Source organism: Citrobacter sp. RHBSTW-01013 (assembly GCF_013781985.1).
GTDB classification, from domain to species: domain Bacteria; phylum Pseudomonadota; class Gammaproteobacteria; order Enterobacterales; family Enterobacteriaceae; genus Citrobacter; species Citrobacter braakii.
Genome location: NZ_CP056185.1, coordinates 4,696,367 through 4,715,663, shown reverse-complemented (window position 1 = coordinate 4,715,663; position 19,297 = coordinate 4,696,367). Strand labels below are relative to the sequence as shown.

Annotated in this window: 15 protein-coding genes and 1 pseudogene; 8 read left to right on the top strand and 8 right to left on the bottom strand. The window is 55.8% G+C overall.

Annotation, left to right across the window (positions count from 1 at the left end; genetic code table 11):
* Window positions 1-7: 7 nt before the first annotated feature.
* From nrfB to gltP, 6 genes and pseudogenes are all read left to right on the top strand, one after another.
* The gene (gene nrfB, locus HV350_RS22565) at window positions 8-574 is read left to right on the top strand and encodes a cytochrome c nitrite reductase pentaheme subunit (RefSeq protein WP_005132587.1); all 567 of its coding nucleotides are present in this window, start codon (window positions 8-10) and stop codon (window positions 572-574) included.
* The gene (gene nrfC, locus HV350_RS22560; protein WP_016155373.1) at window positions 571-1,242 is read left to right on the top strand and encodes a cytochrome c nitrite reductase Fe-S protein; all 672 of its coding nucleotides are present in this window, start codon (window positions 571-573) and stop codon (window positions 1,240-1,242) included. The genes nrfB and nrfC overlap by 4 nt, the downstream gene beginning before the upstream one ends.
* Entirely contained in the window at window positions 1,239-2,195 is a 957-nt protein-coding gene (nrfD, locus tag HV350_RS22555) for a cytochrome c nitrite reductase subunit NrfD (RefSeq protein ID WP_053389708.1), read from the top strand. Before nrfC ends, nrfD begins: the two co-directional genes overlap by 4 nt.
* A gap of 8 nt (window positions 2,196-2,203) precedes the next feature.
* A pseudogene (nrfF, locus tag HV350_RS22550) lies at window positions 2,204-4,415 on the top strand (heme lyase NrfEFG subunit NrfF).
* On the top strand, window positions 4,412-5,032 hold the full coding sequence (nrfG, locus tag HV350_RS22540) for a heme lyase NrfEFG subunit NrfG (protein WP_047357723.1): 621 nt from the start codon (window positions 4,412-4,414) through the stop codon (window positions 5,030-5,032). Before nrfF ends, nrfG begins: the two are co-directional and overlap by 4 nt.
* A gap of 343 nt (window positions 5,033-5,375) precedes the next feature.
* Window positions 5,376-6,689 (top strand): glutamate/aspartate:proton symporter GltP, encoded by a 1,314-nt coding sequence (gltP, locus tag HV350_RS22535; protein ID WP_016155456.1) that lies wholly within the window; start codon window positions 5,376-5,378, stop codon window positions 6,687-6,689.
* 50 nt (window positions 6,690-6,739) lie between these two features.
* On the opposite strand, the gene yjcO is transcribed toward gltP, so the two are convergent.
* Window positions 6,740-7,429, bottom strand: a complete 690-nt coding sequence (gene yjcO, locus HV350_RS22530; RefSeq protein ID WP_016155379.1) for a Sel1 family TPR-like repeat protein YjcO — start codon at window positions 7,427-7,429, stop codon at window positions 6,740-6,742.
* A 103-nt stretch (window positions 7,430-7,532) separates the two neighbouring features.
* Window positions 7,533-9,680, bottom strand: coding sequence for a formate dehydrogenase subunit alpha (gene fdhF / locus HV350_RS22525; protein WP_131347404.1), 2,148 nt, complete (start codon window positions 9,678-9,680; stop codon window positions 7,533-7,535).
* Window positions 9,681-9,968: 288 nt separating this feature from the next.
* On the opposite strand from fdhF, the gene HV350_RS22520 reads away from it, so the two are divergent.
* The gene (locus tag HV350_RS22520) at window positions 9,969-10,700 is read left to right on the top strand and encodes a response regulator transcription factor (RefSeq protein ID WP_016155381.1); all 732 of its coding nucleotides are present in this window, start codon (window positions 9,969-9,971) and stop codon (window positions 10,698-10,700) included.
* Between the two features lie 14 nt (window positions 10,701-10,714).
* Here the strand turns inward: HV350_RS22520 and HV350_RS22515 are convergent, their stop codons facing one another.
* From HV350_RS22515 to HV350_RS22490, 6 genes are all read right to left on the bottom strand, one after another.
* The gene (locus HV350_RS22515; RefSeq protein WP_087121875.1) at window positions 10,715-11,719 is read right to left on the bottom strand and encodes a carbohydrate kinase family protein; all 1,005 of its coding nucleotides are present in this window, start codon (window positions 11,717-11,719) and stop codon (window positions 10,715-10,717) included.
* Window positions 11,716-12,576 carry a ketose 1,6-bisphosphate aldolase gene (locus HV350_RS22510; RefSeq protein WP_016155383.1) on the bottom strand — a complete coding sequence of 287 codons (861 nt, stop codon included), beginning with the start codon at window positions 12,574-12,576 and terminating at the stop codon, window positions 11,716-11,718. Before HV350_RS22510 ends, HV350_RS22515 begins: the two co-directional genes overlap by 4 nt.
* Window positions 12,577-12,590: 14 nt before the next feature.
* Window positions 12,591-13,274, bottom strand: coding sequence for a D-lyxose/D-mannose family sugar isomerase (locus tag HV350_RS22505; protein WP_181629355.1), 684 nt, complete (start codon window positions 13,272-13,274; stop codon window positions 12,591-12,593).
* A 120-nt stretch (window positions 13,275-13,394) separates the two neighbouring features.
* Window positions 13,395-14,336 (bottom strand): ABC transporter substrate-binding protein, encoded by a 942-nt coding sequence (locus HV350_RS22500; RefSeq protein ID WP_047499594.1) that lies wholly within the window; start codon window positions 14,334-14,336, stop codon window positions 13,395-13,397.
* A gap of 29 nt (window positions 14,337-14,365) precedes the next feature.
* The gene (locus HV350_RS22495; protein WP_016155386.1) at window positions 14,366-15,361 is read right to left on the bottom strand and encodes a hypothetical protein; all 996 of its coding nucleotides are present in this window, start codon (window positions 15,359-15,361) and stop codon (window positions 14,366-14,368) included.
* The gene (locus HV350_RS22490; protein WP_016155468.1) at window positions 15,354-16,877 is read right to left on the bottom strand and encodes a sugar ABC transporter ATP-binding protein; all 1,524 of its coding nucleotides are present in this window, start codon (window positions 16,875-16,877) and stop codon (window positions 15,354-15,356) included. The genes HV350_RS22495 and HV350_RS22490 overlap by 8 nt, the downstream gene beginning before the upstream one ends.
* 114 nt (window positions 16,878-16,991) lie before the next feature.
* Here HV350_RS22490 and HV350_RS22485 point away from each other — a divergent pair, with 114 nt between their 5' ends.
* Window positions 16,992-19,256, top strand: a complete 2,265-nt coding sequence (locus HV350_RS22485; protein WP_103767214.1) for a hybrid sensor histidine kinase/response regulator — start codon at window positions 16,992-16,994, stop codon at window positions 19,254-19,256.
* Window positions 19,257-19,297 lie beyond the last annotated feature (41 nt).

Genomic DNA, 19,297 nt, shown 5'->3' with positions numbered 1-19,297 from the left:
AGTGAATATGAGCGTATTACGTTCGTTATTAACTGCTGGGGTGCTGGCGTCAGGCTTGTTCTGGAGCCTGAGTGGAATCACTGCCACGCCAACGCCGCAGGAGTCGGATCAACGCTGGACGGTTACCCAACAGCGTAATCCGGATGCCGCCTGTCTGGATTGTCACAAGCCAGATACCGAAGGCATGCATGGTAAGCATGCAGAAGTCATCAACCCGAATAATAAACTGCCGGTCACCTGCACCAACTGTCACGGCCAGCCGTCACCGAACCACCGTGAAGGGGTGAAGGATGTGATGCGCTTTAATGAGCCGATGTACAACGTTGAACAGCAGAACAGCGTCTGTATGTCCTGCCACCTGCCTGAGCAGCTACAAAAGGCGTTCTGGCCACACGATGTTCACGTAACCAAAGTGGCGTGTGCCAGCTGTCACTCACTGCATCCGAAGCAAGACACGATGCAGACGCTAAGTGATAAAGGACGGATCAAGATTTGCGTCGATTGCCACAGCGATCAGCGTAACAATCCGAACTTTAACCCGGCGTCGGTTCCGTTGCTTAAGGAGCATCCATGAGTTGCTCTCGTCGCCAGTTTATCACCCGCGTCGGCGCGCTGGTGGCAGTGAGCGGGACGGCGGGACGCGTTGTGGCGAAGACGCTGAACATCAACGGCGTACGTTACGGTATGGTACATGATGAGTCACTATGCATCGGCTGTACGGCTTGCATGGATGCTTGTCGGGAAGTAAACAACGTGCCGGAAGGGGTATCGCGTCTGACGATTATTCGCAGCGAGCCGCAGGGGACGTTTCCTGATGTGAAGTATCGCTTTTTCCGTCATTCGTGCCAGCATTGCGACCATGCCCCCTGCGTTGACGTCTGCCCGACGGGGGCATCGTATCGCGATGCCGCCAGCGGTATTGTGGATGTGAACCCGGACCTTTGCGTTGGCTGCCAGTACTGTATCGCCGCGTGTCCTTATCGCGTGCGCTTTATCCATCCGGTTAGCAAAACGGCGGATAAATGCGATTTCTGTCGGAAAACCAATCTGAAAGCGGGCAAGCAGCCCGCCTGCGTTGAGTCGTGTCCGACGAAGGCGCTGACGTTTGGTAATCTGGACGATCCCAACAGCGATATCTCCCGCTTGTTGCTGCAGAAAACCACCTACCGTTACAAGCTGGCGTTGGGCACAAAACCGAAGGTCTACCGCGTTCCCTTTAAATTTGGGGAGGTGAGCCAATGACATCCGCTTCTGCATTTCATTTTGAATCACTGGTGTGGGACTGGCCCATTGCCATCTATCTGTTCCTGATTGGCATCTCCGCCGGACTGGTCACGCTGGCGATTCTGCTGCGTCGTTTCCATCCGGAGGCGGGCGGTTCTGACAGCACGCTGCTACGCACTACGCTGGTGTTAGGGCCGGGGGCGATTATCTTCGGTCTGCTGATTCTGGTGTTCCACCTGACGCGTCCATGGACCTTCTGGAAACTGATGTTCCACTACAGCTTCACTTCGGTGATGTCGATGGGAGTCATGTTGTTCCAGTTGTACATGGTGGTGCTGGTGCTGTGGCTGGCAAAAATCTTTGAAAAAGAGGTGATTGCTCTGCAACAGAGCTGGCTGCCGCGATTAGGGATCGTACAGAAAATGCTGACGTTGATTGCGCCGTTTCATCGCGCGCTGGAGACGTTAATGCTGGTGCTGGCGGTCCTGCTCGGGGCGTACACCGGTTTTCTGCTGTCGGCGCTGAAATCCTACCCGTTCCTGAATAACCCGATCCTGCCGGTGCTGTTTCTGTTCTCCGGGATCTCCTCCGGCGCGGCGGTGGCGCTGATCGCCATGGCGTTACGTCATCGTAGCAATCCGCACAGTACCGAAGCGCACTTTGTGCATCGCATGGAAGTCCCGGTGGTATGGCTGGAGATCTTCCTGCTGGCGGCGTTTTTCGTCGGTCTGGCGCTGGGCGATGACGGCAAAATGCGCGCGCTGGCGGCGGCACTGGGCGGCGGATTCTGGACCTGGTGGTTCTGGCTGGGCGTGGCCGGGCTTGGGCTGATACTGCCGATGCTGCTAAAACCTTGGGCCAACCGCAGTTCGACGTTTCATGGCGTGCTGGCAGTGTGCGGCGCCAGCCTGACCGGCGTACTGCTGCTGCGCTTTTTTATTCTCTATGCGGGTCAGCTAACCGTTGCGTAAGGTGATATCTGGACGTTCTCCTTCCTGAAGCCGGTTTTCTGGCACTGTTGTTAAGCCTCGGGGTCAACGTGTTGACCCCGCTTGCCGTGTTGGTGGGTGTCCGCCAGCGCTGGCAAGGCGTAATGCGCCTGGCAAGCGTGGGCATGTGGACGCAATTTTCGCTGCTGCTGCTGGCCTTTGCCATTCTGATATTCTGCTTTCTGACCAGCGACTTTTCGGTGGTCTACGTTGCTCAGCATAGCTACAGCCTGCTGCCGTGGGGATTAAAACTGGCGGCGGTGTGGGGTGGGCATGAAGGATCGCTGCTGCTGTGGGTGCTGTTTCTTTCCGGCTGGAGCGCGCTGTTCGCCTTGCGCTATCGGCGTGATTCCGACCTGCTGTTTCCGTTAACGCTCAGCGTCCTCGCACTGATAACGGCCCTGCTGCTGCTGTTTGTGGTGGTATGGTCCGATCCGTTCGTGCGTATCTTCCCGCCAGCCATTGAAGGGCGCGACCTTAACCCGATGCTGCAACATCTCGGGTTAATCCTCCATCCGCCGCTGCTGTACCTGGGTTACGGTGGCTTGATGGTGGCGGCAGGTGTGGCGCTGGCCTCGCTGCTGCGCGGTGACTTTAATGCGCAGAGCGCCGGGGTGTGCTGGCGCTGGGCGCTGCCTGGCTGGTGTGCGCTGACGCTGGGGATTATCCTCGGCTCCTGGTGGGCCTACTGCGAGCTGGGCTGGGGCGGCTGGTGGTTCTGGGACCCGGTAGAAAATGCCTCCTTATTACCCTGGCTATCCGCCAGTGCGCTGCTGCATAGTCTGTTCATCACGCGCCAACGTGGGATCTTCCGCCACTGGTCGCTGCTGCTGGCGATCGTCACGCTGATTTTATCGCTGCTGGGGACGCTGATTGTGCGTTCCGGCATTCTCGTTTCCGTGCACGCTTTTGCGCTGGATAACGTCCGCGCCACGCCGCTGTTTGCGCTGTTTACCGTATTGAGCCTGGCATCGCTCGGGCTTTACGCCTGGCGGGGACAGCAAGTCCGCCAGAATGCGCGTTTTGGCGGCTGGTCGCGCGAGATGCTGATTCTGGTCGCGCTATTACTTTTTTGCGCGGTGCTGCTGATTGTGCTGATTGGCACCCTTTACCCGATGATTTACGGGTTGTTCGGCTGGGGGCGGCTCTCCGTGGGCGCACCGTACTTTAACCGTGCTACGCTGCCCTTTGGCCTGCTGATGCTGCTGGTTATCGTGTTGGCGACAATCAGAAGCCGCAAAGTGTCTGTGCGTTGCCAGCTTCCGGCACTGCTGGCGCATGCCGGGGTGCTGGTGTTTGCGGCTGGGATCGTCTTTTCCAGCGGTAGTCGTCAGGAGATAAGCCTGAATCTCAGCCCCGGGCAGCAGGTGGAACTGGCGGGCTATATTTTTCGTTTTGAGCGTCTCGACCTGGAAGCAAAAGGTAACTACACCAGTGAAAAAGCGCAGATCACGCTGTGGCAAAATGAGAAACGCATTGGCAGCCTGCAGCCTGAAAGACGCTTCTATGCCGCGCGCCGTCAACAGATGATGGAGCCGGGGATCCGCTGGAATCTGATACATGACTGGTATGCGGTAATCGGCGAAAAAACCGGACCGGACCGTTATGCCATGCGCTTGTACGTACAGACCGGCGTGCGCTGGATTTGGGGCGGGGGACTGTTAATGGTCTTTGGTGCGCTGCTGAGCGGATGGCGAGGGAGAAAGCGCGATGCATAAACTAATCAACGCGTTGCCAGATGGCGGCGAACGGGGTGTGAAAACGGTAGGTCGGATAAGCGCAGCGCCATCCGGCAGAACATGTTTACTGTTAGCTATCATTTTGTTTTTCATCGCCTTCGCGACACATGCCCAGGTTGTGGACACATGGACTTTTGCCAACCCGCAACAACAGGAAAAAGCGTTGTCTATTGCCAGCCAACTGCGCTGTCCACAGTGTCAAAACCAAAACTTGCTGGAATCCAATGCGCCGGTAGCGGTCAGTATGCGCCACCAGGTTTATAGCATGGTGGCGGAAGGGAAAAGTGAAGCCGAGATAACGACGTGGATGACCGATCGCTACGGTGATTTTGTGCGCTACAACCCGCCGTTGAATGAGCAAACGCTGCTGCTGTGGGCGTTGCCGTGCCTGTTGTTATTGCTGGTGGGCGTGGTGGTCTGGCGGGTGAGAAGGCGTCAGCGCGTAGAGGAGGATGTGCAATGAGCCAGTCCACCCATTCCCCTGCGCCGTTACGCCCACTCCCCGTGAAGTGGCTGACCGCTGCGACGGTGCTGATGGTTGTGGCCTGCATCGGAGGTTACCTGTTGACACCCAAATGGCAGGCGGTGCGTCAGGAACAGACGCGGCTGGCGGACCCATTACATGCGTTCACCGATGAAAATGTTCAGGAAAAACAGCTGCTTTTGCTGCAATCGCAAATTCGTGCTAATCCACAGGACGGTGTGAAATGGGCGCAACTTGGTGAGTACTATCTTTGGCAAAACGCGTATCATAATGCGCTGCTGGCCTACGAGCAGGCGCTACGTGTAGGGGGTGAAAATGCTGAGATCTATTCAGCGCTGGCAACGGTATTGTATTACCAGGCCGGGCAGCATATGACACCGCCCACTCGCGAGATGATTGATAAGGCTCTGGCGCTGGACCCGACAGAGGTCACTGCGCTGATGCTGTTAGCCTCAGATGCGTTTATGCAGGCAGACTACGCCCAGGCCATTTCAGTGTGGCAAAAAGTTATGGATTTAAACTCGCCGAGGGTGAACCGGGCACAGCTCATTGACTCTATTAATATGGCGAAGCTGTTGCAGAATCGGCAAAAATAAATTTGTTTCTTTTGTGATTTGTATCATTTGGCCTGTTTAAAAAACAGGCGAACGAACAAATGAGCAAAAAAACTCACGCCATGACTTCTTCATTTTTGAACATATTAAAATTCTTTTATAACAAAAAGTTATTCATCAATACCCCGATAAAATTGCATTTTTATGCATAAATTCAGCTGAAGGCTCTGTTCCTGGAGGGTTGCGCGAGACAGTACGCAAATGATAATGATAATAAGCGTTAAAAAACTCCATAAACGAACGCAACACAATTCATACCCTTTCAGTATGTACTATTACCACACACCGCATGTGGAATAGCGCTCCATCGAGGAAGTCCGTTGTTATGAAAAATTTGAAAGTCAGCCTGGCATGGCAGATTCTGATCGCTATGGTGCTGGGCATTCTGCTGGGGAGTTACCTGCATTACCATAGTGACAGCCGTGAATGGCTGGTTGTAAACCTGCTGTCACCGGCGGGCGATATCTTTATCCATCTGATCAAAATGATTGTGGTGCCCATTGTTATCTCTACGCTGGTTGTCGGTATCGCCGGGGTCGGTGATGCAAAACAGCTGGGCCGTATTGGCGCCAAAACTATTCTCTATTTCGAAGTGATCACCACCGTGGCGATTATCCTGGGTATCACGCTGGCGAATGTGTTCCAGCCAGGCACCGGGGTGGATATGTCGCAACTGGCGACCGTGGATATTTCGAAATATCAAAGCACGACCGCAGAAGTACAGAGCCACGCGCATGGCCTGATGGGGACAATTTTGTCACTGGTGCCAACCAACATCGTCGCATCGATGGCAAAAGGCGATATGCTGCCGATTATCTTCTTCTCGGTGCTGTTCGGTTTAGGTCTGTCTTCCCTGCCGGCAACTCACCGCGAGCCGTTGGTTACCGTATTTCGCTCTATTTCCGAAACCATGTTTAAAGTCACTCACATGGTTATGCGCTACGCGCCAGTCGGCGTTTTCGCGCTGATTGCCGTTACCGTCGCGAACTTCGGTTTTGCCTCCTTGTGGCCGCTGGCGAAGCTGGTGCTGTTGGTGCATTTCGCCATTCTGTTCTTCGCGCTGGTGGTGCTGGGGATCGTGGCGCGCATCTGCGGTCTGAGCATCTGGATCCTGATCCGCATTCTGAAAGACGAGCTGATTCTGGCCTACTCTACCGCCAGCTCCGAGAGCGTACTGCCGCGTATTATTGAGAAGATGGAAGCCTATGGCGCGCCAGCTTCAATCACCAGCTTTGTGGTGCCGACCGGCTACTCATTCAACCTTGATGGTTCAACTCTGTACCAGAGTATCGCCGCTATCTTTATCGCGCAGCTGTATGGTATCGACCTGTCGCTGTGGCAGGAAATCGTGCTGGTGCTGACGCTGATGGTGACCTCAAAAGGGATTGCGGGTGTGCCGGGCGTATCATTCGTGGTGCTGCTGGCTACGCTGGGCAGCGTGGGGATCCCACTGGAAGGCCTGGCGTTTATCGCCGGTGTTGACCGTATCCTCGACATGGCGCGTACCGCGCTGAACGTGGTGGGTAATGCGCTGGCGGTACTGGTTATCGCCAAGTGGGAACACAAATTTGACCGCAAGAAAGCGCTGGCCTATGAGCGCGACGTGCTGGGTAGATTTGATAAGACCGCTAATCAGTAATTCATGACAGCTTGCCGGATAAGCGTAGCGCCATCCGGCAATGCAAATCATTACCCGTTTGTTAACTTATCAAATTCTTCGCAGCCGGTATCGAATCCTTCCATACAGCTCAGATTCAGCCAGTGCAGCGCCTTCTGTTTATTCTTCACGATAAAACCCTGTTCACCGTTTAAGAACATCATCCCTGCCCAGTATTCGGAATAACCGGTGCGTGAAATGGCTGAGCTTCGTTTGAAATACCACGTCGCTTTCTCATCGTCAGCGGGAATGCCCACACCGTTGGCGTAAATCAGGCCGAGCAGCATTTGCGCGTCGACGGCGGAGTCATTTTCCAGGTCTTCGGAGGCGTTTTGCAGCAAGGTAATGGCTTTAGGGTAATCGGTACGTCCAGCCTGGGTGTTGACCAGAATCCGCGCCAGGGTAAGTTCTCCCGCTTTACTGCCTGCTTTGGCTGCTTTTTCCGCCAGCGTTTTAGCCTGGGGGTAATCCAGACTGACCGGATTCGTAATTTTGATTTGCGCCAGTAGCGCACAGGCGTCGGCATCGCCGTTGTCGGCGGCTTTTTGCGCCCAATACTCGGCTTTGCTCAAATCGCCCGAACTGAACCAGGTATCGGCAAGAAAGTACTGTGCGCGACGATCCCCTGCCTCAGCGGCCTGCAAATACTGGCTTCCTGGCTCAGTATCACTGGCATGGGCAAAGAATGTCATAAAGAACATCAATGCAATGAGTTGTTTCATTTTGAGTTTTATTTAGGGTACGGAATGAACAGTATAAAGAGATCGTATGGATAAAAAAACAGCCTCCGGGCGGAGGCTGTTGCAGAACAGTTACGTAAACGGACTAACCCATCGCGCTTTCGCGCAGGCTGGCTTTCAGCTTGGTGTACTCATCAATGACATACTGCTCGGCAGCGCGCTGATCGGCAATGCGTTCAACGTTAACGGCACAGTACTTGTACTCCGGCGTTTTGGTAATCGGGCTTAAGTTCTCGGTTACCAGCTCATTACATGCGCCAATCCACCACTGGTAGGTCATGTAAATCGCGCCTTTGTTTGGACGATCGCTGACTGCTGCACGGGTAATGACCCGGCCTTTACGCGAGTTAACCCACACCAGCTCTTCATCCTGGATGCCCAGGCGTTCTGCGTCGGCGGTGTTGATCTGGGCATAGCCCGGCTCATCCGCCAGCGCGGCCAGCGCCGCACAGTTACCGGTCATCGAACGGCAAGAGTAGTGGCCGACTTCACGCACCGTGGACAGCACCATCGGGTACTCCTCAGTGAGTTTGTCGATTGGCGCTACCCAGTCGCAGGTAAAGAACTGCGCCAGACCGTTCGGGGTATCGAACTTCTCTTTGAAGAGATAAGACGTACCCTGGTCGGTTTCTGAGGTGTCGCGGCAAGGCCACTGGATATAGCCCAGTTCGCCCATTTTCTCGTAAGTGGCACCGTAGAAATCCGGGCACAGATGACGCAACTCATCCCAGATTTCCTGGGTGTTGTTGTAGTGCATCGGGTAGCCCATACGGGTGGCGATTTCACTGATAATCTGCCAGTCCGTTTTCAGATCCCACTTCGGCTCAACGGCTTTAAAGAAGCGCTGGAAGCCACGGTCAGCCGCGGAGAAGACGCCTTCATGCTCGCCCCATGACGTAGACGGTAAAATAACGTCTGCGGCAGCGGCAGTTTTGGTCATGAAGATATCCTGCACGATGACCAGTTCCAGATCCTCAAAGCCTTTGCGCACTGCGGAGAGTTCAGCATCAGTCTGTAATGGATCTTCACCCATAATGTACGCCGCGCGGACTTCGCCATGCGCCGCACGGTGCGGCAGTTCACTGATGCGATAGCCGGTATGTGCAGGCAGACTTTCCACGCCCCAGGCTTTAGCGAACTTCTCGCGGTTAGCCGGATCTTTCACATACTGATAGCCCGGATAGGTATCCGGTAGCGCGCCCATGTCGCATGCGCCCTGAACGTTGTTCTGGCCACGAACCGGGTTAACGCCCACGCTTGGCTTACCGAGGTTGCCGGTCAGCATTGCGAGGCTGGTCAGTGAACGCACGGTTTCCACACCCTGATAGAACTGGGTAACACCCATGCCCCACAGGATGGCCGCGCTTTTTGCCGTGGCGTACATACGAGCAGCCTGACGAATATCCTGTGCGCTAACGCCAGTGACATCTTCGACGGACTCCGGCGTGTAGCCTTCGACAATCTTGCTGTACTCTTCGAATCCTTCTGTACGGGAGGCGACGAACGCCTGGTCGTACAGTTTTTCTTCGATGATGACATGACCCATGGCGTTGAGCAGCGCGATGTTCGAGCCGTTTTTCAACGCGATGTGCATATCGGCAATACGCGCGGTTTCAATTTTGCGCGGATCGCAGACGATAATTTTCGCCCCGTTACGTTTAGCGTTAATCACGTGATTCGCCACGATCGGGTGGGAATCCGCCGGGTTGTACCCGAAGATGAACACTAAATCTGTGTTATCAATTTCATTGATAGCATTACTCATTGCGCCGTTACCGACCGATTGGTGCAGACCTGCAACCGAAGGGCCGTGTCAGACGCGAGCGCAGCAGTCAACGTTATTGGTACCAATAACGGCGCGCGCGAATTTTTGCATTACATAGTTGGTTTCGTTACCCGTACCGCGAGATGAACCGGTCGTCTGAATAGCGTCCGGGCCATACTTCGCTTTGATGGCGCTCAGACGAGTGGCGACGTAATCAAGCGCTTCATCCCAGGAAACGGATTCCAGTTTGCCGCCACGCTGGCGACGGATCATTGGGGTTTTCAGACGAGGGGTCAGGATCTGGGTATCATTGATAAAATCCCAGCCATAGTAGCCCTTCAGACACAAGGTACCCTGGTTGGTTTTCCCCTGCGCCGCTTCAGCCCGGACGATTTTGCCGTTATCGACCACCAGGTTGATTTTGCAACCTGATGCGCAATATGGGCAAACCGTGACGACTTTTTTCATCGGTCTCGCTCCAGTTAATCAAATCACGCATACGCGCTTGTCGCTTGAGTTATGCATCTTTTATGCCATGTTTTTATCAGGGGCATTAGTCGATATTACGGGCGAATTTTGCGCAAAACCCTGACGAAAAACAGGCTGTCGTCATATTTGACGTGACGAATCTCCAATACGTGACGGCCCGGCAGTGTGACCGAGGTTATGTTTCCCACACATCCTTGTGCCTTATCGCTGTCACTCTGTGCAGAATCAATCACACTCATTTAAGTTGGCCATAAATGGGGAAAAACAATGAAGCCAGCCATACTGGTTGTGGATGATGACATCGCTGTCTGCACGCTTTTACAGGATGTGCTGAGCGAACATGTCTTTGCAGTGACCGCATGTCACACCGGGCAGGAGGCGCTGCGCTGCATTGAGACTCAGCCGGAAATCGCTCTGGTATTGCTGGACATGATGTTGCCTGATATTAACGGTCTGATGGTGCTGCAGCAGGTGCAAAAGATCAGACCCGGATTACCGGTGGTGATGCTGACCGGGCTTGGCAGCGAGTCGGATGTGGTTGTCGGGTTGGAAATGGGCGCTGACGACTACATCGGTAAACCGTTCAATGCGCGGGTGCTGGTGGCGCGGGTAAAGGCGGTACTCAGACGCGTCGGCGTGTTAACGGCAGAAAGTGGCAGCCCGCAAACCACGGGACTTTCTTTTAACGGTTGGCATCTCGATACCGCCGGTTGCCAGTTACATAATCCTCAGCAACTGAAGGTGGAGTTGACGCAGGGGGAATACAGCCTGCTGCTGGCGCTGGCCCAAAACGCCCGCCGGGTACTTAGCCGAGAACAGTTGCTGGAACTGACGCGCAGCGACAGCGTTGAGGTGTTTGACCGCACCATTGACGTGCTAATCATGCGGTTACGGCGAAAAATAGAGCACAACCCGCATCAGCCGATGCTGATCAAAACCCTGCGCGGGCTGGGCTATGTGTTTGCCGCCGACGTTCAGCATCATGATAAGGCGGCGTAAACGTCTTATCCGGCTTACAAGGATGCTATATCGGCTTTTAACTCTGCCAACGTTTTCGCGCCGTCTATCGCGTTGGCGCACAGCAAACTGGCCCGTGCGCAGGCGTGTGCCAGCCTGACGCTGTCCGTCAGCGACCAGCGTTCATGACAGCCATACAAAAATCCGGCGCAAAACGCATCTCCCGCCCCGACGCTGCCAACGATCTCCTCCGGCGCCAGATACTGTGACGGGATCCAGACGCCCGGCAGATCCGGCGCTTCACCCCAGGCGCCTTCCGGACAGTGGATAACCACCCGCTGGCGTACGCCCGCATTCAACAGTTCGCGCGCAGCGGTGGCGATGTGCGCAATATGCAGCTCCCCGTTGGGCTGGCGGATCTCCAGCCCGCTGAATTCCCCGGCTTCCAGCTCGTTAATTACCAGATAGTCGAGATGGCGCAGAGCTGGCATCACTAACGGCTGATAGCGCGGGTCGCCCTTGCGTGAAACCAGATCCAGTGATGTTTCAAAGCCGTTGTCGCGCATTTGCGCCAGCAGCCGTGCGCTACGCGTGCCGTACTCCTCATCCGGCATGTCCAGACTGTCGAGCAGCAGCAGATAGCCAAGATGGAAGATTTTCATCGAGGTATCCAGTTGCTCAAAAGCGGGCAGATCCAGCAGCCGGTTGGCGCCGGGCGAGTGGAAAAAGGTGCGCTGACCGCTGGGATCGGTCATCACCTGTGACATCGACGTGGGGGCGAAAGTCGTGCGCTGCACATGTTGGCGATTAACATGATACTGCTCCAGCATCGCCATGATGTAGTCGCCGTCGCTATCCTGACCGATTAACCCCACCGCCTGCAGCGGCAGTCCGGTGTGCATTTTCGCCAGCGTCAGCAGTACGTTCAGCGGCGCACCGCCCGTGGCGCGTTCGCTACGGATGATTTCCGCCAGCCAGCCGCGTTCCGGCCACTGCACAATTTGATGCACATGATCGACCAGCATGTTGCCTGCGGCGATAACGCCTCTGCGTTCCATCAGACCCGTCCCGCGCTGCCAAAAATACGCATCTGTTCTGAAACGGTATCGGTAATGGCCTCTTCAATGGCGAGCAGCAGTTCGGCAAATTCGTCGTACAGGGGCTGACGATTCGCTATTCTTGTCTCTACTGCCGACAGCGCCGCCTGCGACATGCCGGTATAGAAATTAATTTTGTGAATGCCGAGTTCAATTGCGCGCTTGAAATCGTCGTTGCTGATGCCGGAACCGCCGTGCAGTACCAGCGGGATCGCCGCCTGCTGGCGAAGGGCGTCCAGACGCGGAAAGTCGAGCACCGGTTCGCCTTTATATTTGCCGTGTGCATTACCAATGGCGACCGCCAGTGCGTCAATCCCGGTTCTGTCGACGAAATCACGCGCCATCATCGGGTCGGTAAATAGCGACTCGTCGGCATGACCATACAACGCGCCGCCCTCATCGCCTCCCACCGCGCCCAGTTCGGCTTCCACCGATACGCCGACGGCGTGACACATCTTCACCACTTCGCGGGTTTGACGAATATTTTCTTCATACTCCAGCGTGGAGCCATCAAACATCACTGAACTGAAACCTAAGCGCAGTGCCCTAACCACCGACTCAAAGTGCAGGCCGTGGTCAAGGTTCAGCACTACCGGAATGTCATGCCGCGCGGCTTCGAACTTGACCGCTTCGACCAGAGAATCCAACGAGATATATTTAAAATGCACCTCGGCGATGTTGATGATAAACGGCGAACGTTCCTGCTTTGCCGCGGCAAACAGCGCGCGCAGGAAGTGTGAGTCCAGAACGTTAAACGCCCCTAAGGCATAGCGGTGCTCGCGGGCATGGGCAAGGCCATCGGCGAGAGATATCAACGGCATAATGCGCTCCTTGGTTAGCGGAACAGGCGATACTCATTACACAGCACCAGCTGCGCCGGTTCGTCTTCTTCAATGTCGTTATAGCGGGCGATCGGTTGCAGAAAGTGGTTATCGTGGTCGTCGTCATTAACAGAAGAAACCTCGCCGACCAGCACGTCGCCAAAACCTTCTTCCGCCCAGAAGCTGTGATACAGGCCCGGTGGCAGGCAGATGCTTTCACCCGGCGTCAGGCGCAGTTGACTGCCTGCCGCATGGGTTTGCCGACAGCCGTCAATCACCACGCTCACGTCGCTGTCCTCCGTTTGTTCTCGGATCCCCGCATTCCACAGTTCCACAATTAAATTACCGCCGCCGCGATTGATAATGTCTTCGCGTTTACGCCAGTGAAAATGCATCGGCGTGACCTGCGCATCGCGAACATGCATGATTTTCTCGGCGTAGCATTTCTCGTAAGGCATTTCTTTCGGCGAGCCATTACGCAGGGTAAACAGCGTTAACCCTTGCGCGGCGAAATTGTTGCCGCCAAACGCGGTGACATCCCAACCGAGCTTAAGGTCGAAAACTTCTCTCCAGGCGGCGGGATCAAGCTTGCGCCATTGGGTCGGCGGGAAACTGGCAAAAGGGGGGAGATGCACGTCGTGCAGAGAGAAAAACTGGCGCGTGTGGCCCAGTATCTCGTTGATAGCGGAACGTTTCATCGGCAGAATCCTCCTTAATATCATGCCGGATGGCGCTGCGCTTATCCGGCCTACAAAATCATACCGATCTTGTAGGTCAGATAAGGCATTTTTGCCGCCATCCGGCGTTGTTGTGGCGGGTTATTTCACCGTCCAACCCTTATAGCTGCCGACGTTGTTTTTATCGATCATCGTCACCGGGATCAGTACGGGCTCTTTCGGGGCGGGTTTCCCCTGCAATATGTCATAGCCGATTTCGACCGCTTTGGCAGCCATCACCTGCGGATCTTGTGCAGGCGTCGCCACAAATAGTGAGTTTTCCCGCTTCAACGCTTCTTCAGCGTCTGGCGATCCGTCTACGCCGACAATAAAGAATTCGCTACGTTGTGCCTGTTTTGCTGCCAGATCGGCACCGATCGCCGTAGGATCGTTAATGGCGAATACGCCGTCGATCTTCGGATTCGCCGCCAGCAGCGCGGTCATGATCTCTAGTCCGCCTTCGCGACTGCCTTTGGCGTTTTGGTTATACGACAGCACTTTGATATCCGGGTGACGTTTAAACTCGGTCTGGCAGCCTTCCACGCGGTTCTGGACGGCGGAAACCGGCGGCCCGTTGATAATGACGACGTTGCCTTTCCCTTTCAGACGGTCGGTAATGTATTTACAGGCCATTTCACCCGCCTGGGTGTTATCGGAGGTAATGGTCGCATCTGCGCCTTCCGCCGCTACGTCAACGGCAACCACTACAATCCCTGCGTCTTTCGCGCGTTTTACCGCTGGGCCGATGCCTTTGGAGTCGGCGGCGTTAAGGATAATCATGTCGACCTTGGCGGCAATAAAGTTGTCGATTTGCGACACCTGTTGTCCCAGATCGTAGCCGCTGGAAACCAGCGTCACTTTAACGCTATCACCCGCCAGTTTGCGTGCTTCCAGCTCCGCGCCTTTGGTGATCTGCACGAAGAACGGGTTGGCCAGATCGCCCACCGTAACGCCGATCGATTTCAGTTCTTTTGCCTGCACAAACGGAGCTGCAACAAGCAGTGCGCCAGCACAGAGCGCGGTGACTAAGGGCTTCAATCTCATGCTGTATTCCTCGAAGTAAGATGTTGTTGTTATGCACTTTGATGGTGTCGGGTACGGTATTTGTCGATCAGTACCGCTATGATGATCACCGCCCCTTTGATCACCAGTTGCCAGAAATAGGAGACGCCCATCAGCGTCATGCCGTTATTGAGCGTGGCGATAATCAACGCCCCTACTAGCGTGCCGGTGATGGTACCGATCCCCCCAACAAAGCTGGTACCGCCGAGGATCACCGCCGCGATGGCGTCCAGCTCGTAACCCATGCCTAAGTTGCCGTTGGCGCTGTATAGCCGCGAGGCGCTCATCACCCCGCCAAGACCTGAGAGCACACCGCTCATGCCGTAGACGAACAGCAGCACCAGCCACACTTTGATACCGGTTAAACGAGCGGCCTGCATATTGCCGCCGACCGCATAAATATGAACGCCGAGTGTGGTGCGCCTAAGAATGAACCAGCACATCACCACCACCGCCAGCGCAATGACCACTAGCCACGGAACCGGACCAAGATAGTTGTTACCGATCCACTCAAAGCTGATATTGGAATTGATCACCGTCGTGCCGTCGGCCAGCAGATAGGCCGCGCCGCGCAGCGCCGTATACGTTCCAAGCGTGACGATAAACGGTGGCAGTCCGGCAAAAGCAACCAGCGCGCCGTTAAACAACCCCAGCACCAGACCGAGCATCAGCGCCGCCGGAATCGACAGCATGGCAAATTCAGGGATCAGCGAAACGACCATAGCCGCGACGGCGGTGGTGCCGAGAATCGAGCCAACCGAGAGGTCGATCCCGCCGGTCAAAATAATGAAGGTCATGCCTGCCGCCAGCACGATGTTGATCGACGCCTGGCGGGTTATATTCAACAGGTTGCTTTCGGTAAAAAAGTTTGGCGCGATAAAGCCAAATACCGCCACTATCAGGATGAGAATCGGCAAGATGCCGACCGTTTGCATCAGATCGCTCATCAGCAATTTTTTCGCGGAGGCGGATTTCGCCACCTGCTGGGGAGTGGTTGGATTATTCATGGGACACCGCCTGATGATGGGAGTCGTTCACGCCGGTTGCCAGCGTCATAATATTTTCCTGGGTAATACTTTGCCCGTTCAGCTCACCGGCAATGCTGCCTTCCCGCATGACGTACACGCGATCGCTCATACCGACAACTTCCGGCAATTCGCTGGAGATCATCAGGATCGCCACGCCTTTGCGCGCCATGTCGTTCATGATCCGGTATATCTCGCTTTTGGCGCCAACGTCCACGCCGCGAGTGGGTTCATCGAGGATCAAAATGCGTGGGCCGATCGCGACCCAGCGAGAAATCAGCAGCTTTTGCTGATTACCGCCGGACAGCCCGCCCGCGCGTACCTGGGCGTGCGGAACGCGGATGTTGAGCAATTGGATGGCGTCATCGGAAATAGCCTGCGCCTTTTTGCGATCGAGCATGCCCCAGTTGGCGTCACGTTCCAGCGTCGCCATGGTGATGTTCTCTGCTGCCGCCAGCTCTAAAAACAATCCCTGCTCTTTGCGGTTTTCCGTCAGAAAGCCAATGCCGTGGTCAATCGCCTCGCGAGGGGAGTGGATCACCACCGGTTCACCGTCTACTTCAATCATGCCGCCGATGGCTTTACGTACGCCAAAAATCAGTTGAGCCAGTTCAGAACGCCCGGCGCCGACTAACCCGGCAAGGCCGACGATCTCCCCGGAGCGCACCAGCAAACTGCACGGCTGGACTTTATGGCCGTCGGTCAGGTGGTGGACGTTGAGGCGCGCTTTACCTAAGGGAATATCGCGCTCTTTGTTGAACAAATCGCTTAACGGTCGGCCCACCATCATGCGCACCAGCTCAGAGGCGTTGAGTTTGTCGCGGGTCAGGCTGCCTACATATTGCCCGTCGCGCAGGACGCTGACGCGGTCCGAGAGTTCATACACCTCCGCCATGCGGTGGCTAATGTAGATAATCGCCATCCCCTCATCGCGCAGGCGCATGATCAGTTCAAACAAGCGGTGGGTTTCACGTGAGGAGAGGGCGGCAGTGGGTTCATCCATCACCAGAATGCGGCTGTTACGGTGCAGGGCGCGGGCGATTTCCACCTGCTGCTGTTCGGCGATGGTCAACGTCATCACGCGATCGCTGGCCTTAAACTGGGCGCCGAGTCGGTCGATGACTTTTTGCGACTGCATCACCATCTCTTTACGCTGGACCAGACCGCCGCGCGACAGCTCGCTGCCAAGAAAGATATTTTCCGCCACCGTCAGGTTCGGCGCGAGCTGCATCTCCTGGTAAATCAGCGTGATGCCTGCGCTGAGCGCGTCTTTTGGCCCGCGAATGTGAAACGGCTGACCGTCGATCAGGATCTCACCGCTGGTGGCCGTATACGCGCCCGCAAGGATCTTCATCAGGGTGCTTTTCCCCGCGCCGTTCTCACCCATCAGGGCATGAATCTCACCCGGCCAGACCGTTAAATCGACCCCTTTCAGCGCATAAAATTTACCAAACGCTTTGGCAATGTTGCGCATCTCCAGAACCGGTGTCCTGCTCATAGCGGATCTCCTGTGGGGTGGCCGATATCAGCAGTCCATCACAGGAATGTAAATGCAAAATGTCAGAAGCCGTTCATATTTGTCATATTGCGATTTTTCTTCACGGAGCGTGATATGCCGCAACCAGGACGTCACTTTTTCGCCAGTGCGCGCGGACGATTGCTGTTCTTCAATCTGCTGGTGGTGACGGTCACGCTGATGGTAAGCGGTGTGGCGGTGCTGGGGTTTCAGCATGCCAGTCAAATCCAGGAACAGGTGCAGCAGCAAACCGTTGACGACATGACCGGCAGCATGAACCTGGCCCGGGATACGGCGAACGTGGCGACGGCGGCGGTGCGGCTGTCGCAGGTGGTCGGCGCGCTGGAATACAAAGGTGAAGCGGAGCGGCTGCAGGAGACGCAACGGGCGCTGAAGCATTCGCTGGAACAGTTGGCCACCGCGCCGTTGGCGCAGCAGGAGCCGGCGCTGGTCGAGCGTATTATCCAGCGCAGCCAGGAGCTACAAAGCAGCGTGGAAGGTATGCTGCAGCGCGGGCAACGGCGACATCTGGAACGTAACGCCCTGCTCAGTTCGCTGTATCAGAATCAAAGTTATTTACGTCATCTGCAAAAGCTGACCGGCGCGCAGGATGACGTGCTGCTGGGGCAGATAGACCGCTTAATTGTTGCCGCCATTGAAACACCCACGCCGCGTTCGGTGGTGAAACAACTGGACGGCGTGATGCCCGCGCTGCCTGTGCAAAATAGCAATCCGCTGATTACCAACATCCTCACCGACTTCAACCAGGAGTTGCATAAGCTGGAGCCGCTCTCTTCTGCGCTTGAGCAGAGCGATTTGGCGATCAACTGGTATATGTTTCATATCAAAGCGCTGGTGGCGATCCTCAACAGCGATATCAACCGGTATGCTTCGCAGGTGGCGCTGATCTCCGAACAGCGGGTGGCGCAAAGCCATCAGGAACTGCAATCCGGCGCGTTGTTTATTTTGGTGTTTGCGCTGTTGGCGGTGGTGATCACCGGTTTTGCCGGCTGGTATATCTACCGTAACCTCGGCTCTAACCTGACGGCCATTTCGCGGGCGATGACCCGGCTGGCGCACGGTGAATCGGACGTTAGCGTCCCTGCCCTGCAGCGGCGCGATGAGCTGGGCGAGCTGGCCCGCGCCTTTAGCGTCTTCGCCCGTAATACGGCATCGCTGGAGCACACCACCCGACTGCTAAAAGAAAAAACCAGCCAGATGGAAATCGACCGCACCGAGCGCCAGGGGCTGGAGGAAGCGCTGTTGCACAGTCAGAAACTGAAGGCGGTAGGGCAACTGACAGGCGGATTAGCGCACGATTTCAATAACCTGCTGGCAGTCATTATTGGCAGCCTGGATCTGGTGAACCCAGACTCCCCCGATGCGCCACGGGTCAATCGGGCGCTAAAAGCCGCCGAGCGCGGGGCGCTCCTTACCCAGCGGCTGCTGGCCTTTTCGCGCAAACAGTCGTTGCATCCCCATGCGGTGGAGCTGAAAACGCTGCTGGAAAATTTGGGCGAACTGATGCGCCACTCTCTTCCGGCTACGTTGACGCTGGAGATTGAAGCCCAGTCTCCCGCCTGGCCCGCGTGGATTGATGTCAGCCAACTGGAGAACGCCATTATCAATCTGGTGATGAATGCCCGTGACGCCATGGACGGGCAGGCGGGCACGATTAAAATCCGTACCTGGAATCAGCGGGTCACGCGCAGCGATGGGCGTAAGCAGGATATGGTGATGCTGGAAGTTGCCGACCAGGGAAGCGGGATGTCGCAGGAGGTGAAAGCTCAGGTCTTCGAGCCGTTTTTCACCACCAAACAGACCGGCAGCGGCAGCGGGCTGGGGCTGTCTATGGTCTACGGTTTTGTGCGCCAGTCCGGTGGCCGCGTGGAGATTGAAAGCGCCCCTGGGCAGGGAACGACGGTCAGATTGCAGCTTCCTCGCGCGGTTGTGCCGGTGCAGACACCGGTGGAGACAATCGCACAGCACACCCCGACTCGCGGTGAAAAACTGGTGCTGGTTCTCGAAGATGAAGCCGATGTGCGCCAGACGTTATGTGAGCAATTACACCTGCTGGGCTACCTGACGTTAGAGGCCGCCAACGGCGAACAGGCTATGCATATGCTGGCGGCTTCATCCGAGATTGATATTTTTATCAGCGACTTAATGCTGCCCGGCGGTTTAAGCGGTGTGGATGTGATTAATCATGCGCTGGCACATTATCCACAACTGAACATCCTGCTGATTAGCGGCCAGGATTTACGTCCGGCGCATAATCCGGCGCTGCCAGATGTGGCGTTATTGCGTAAGCCCTTCACTCGGGGAGAACTGGCGCAGGCGCTGCGGCATTCGCGTAATTGAGATTCCTCCGCTACCCGCGCAAATACGTTTTGATTACCGTG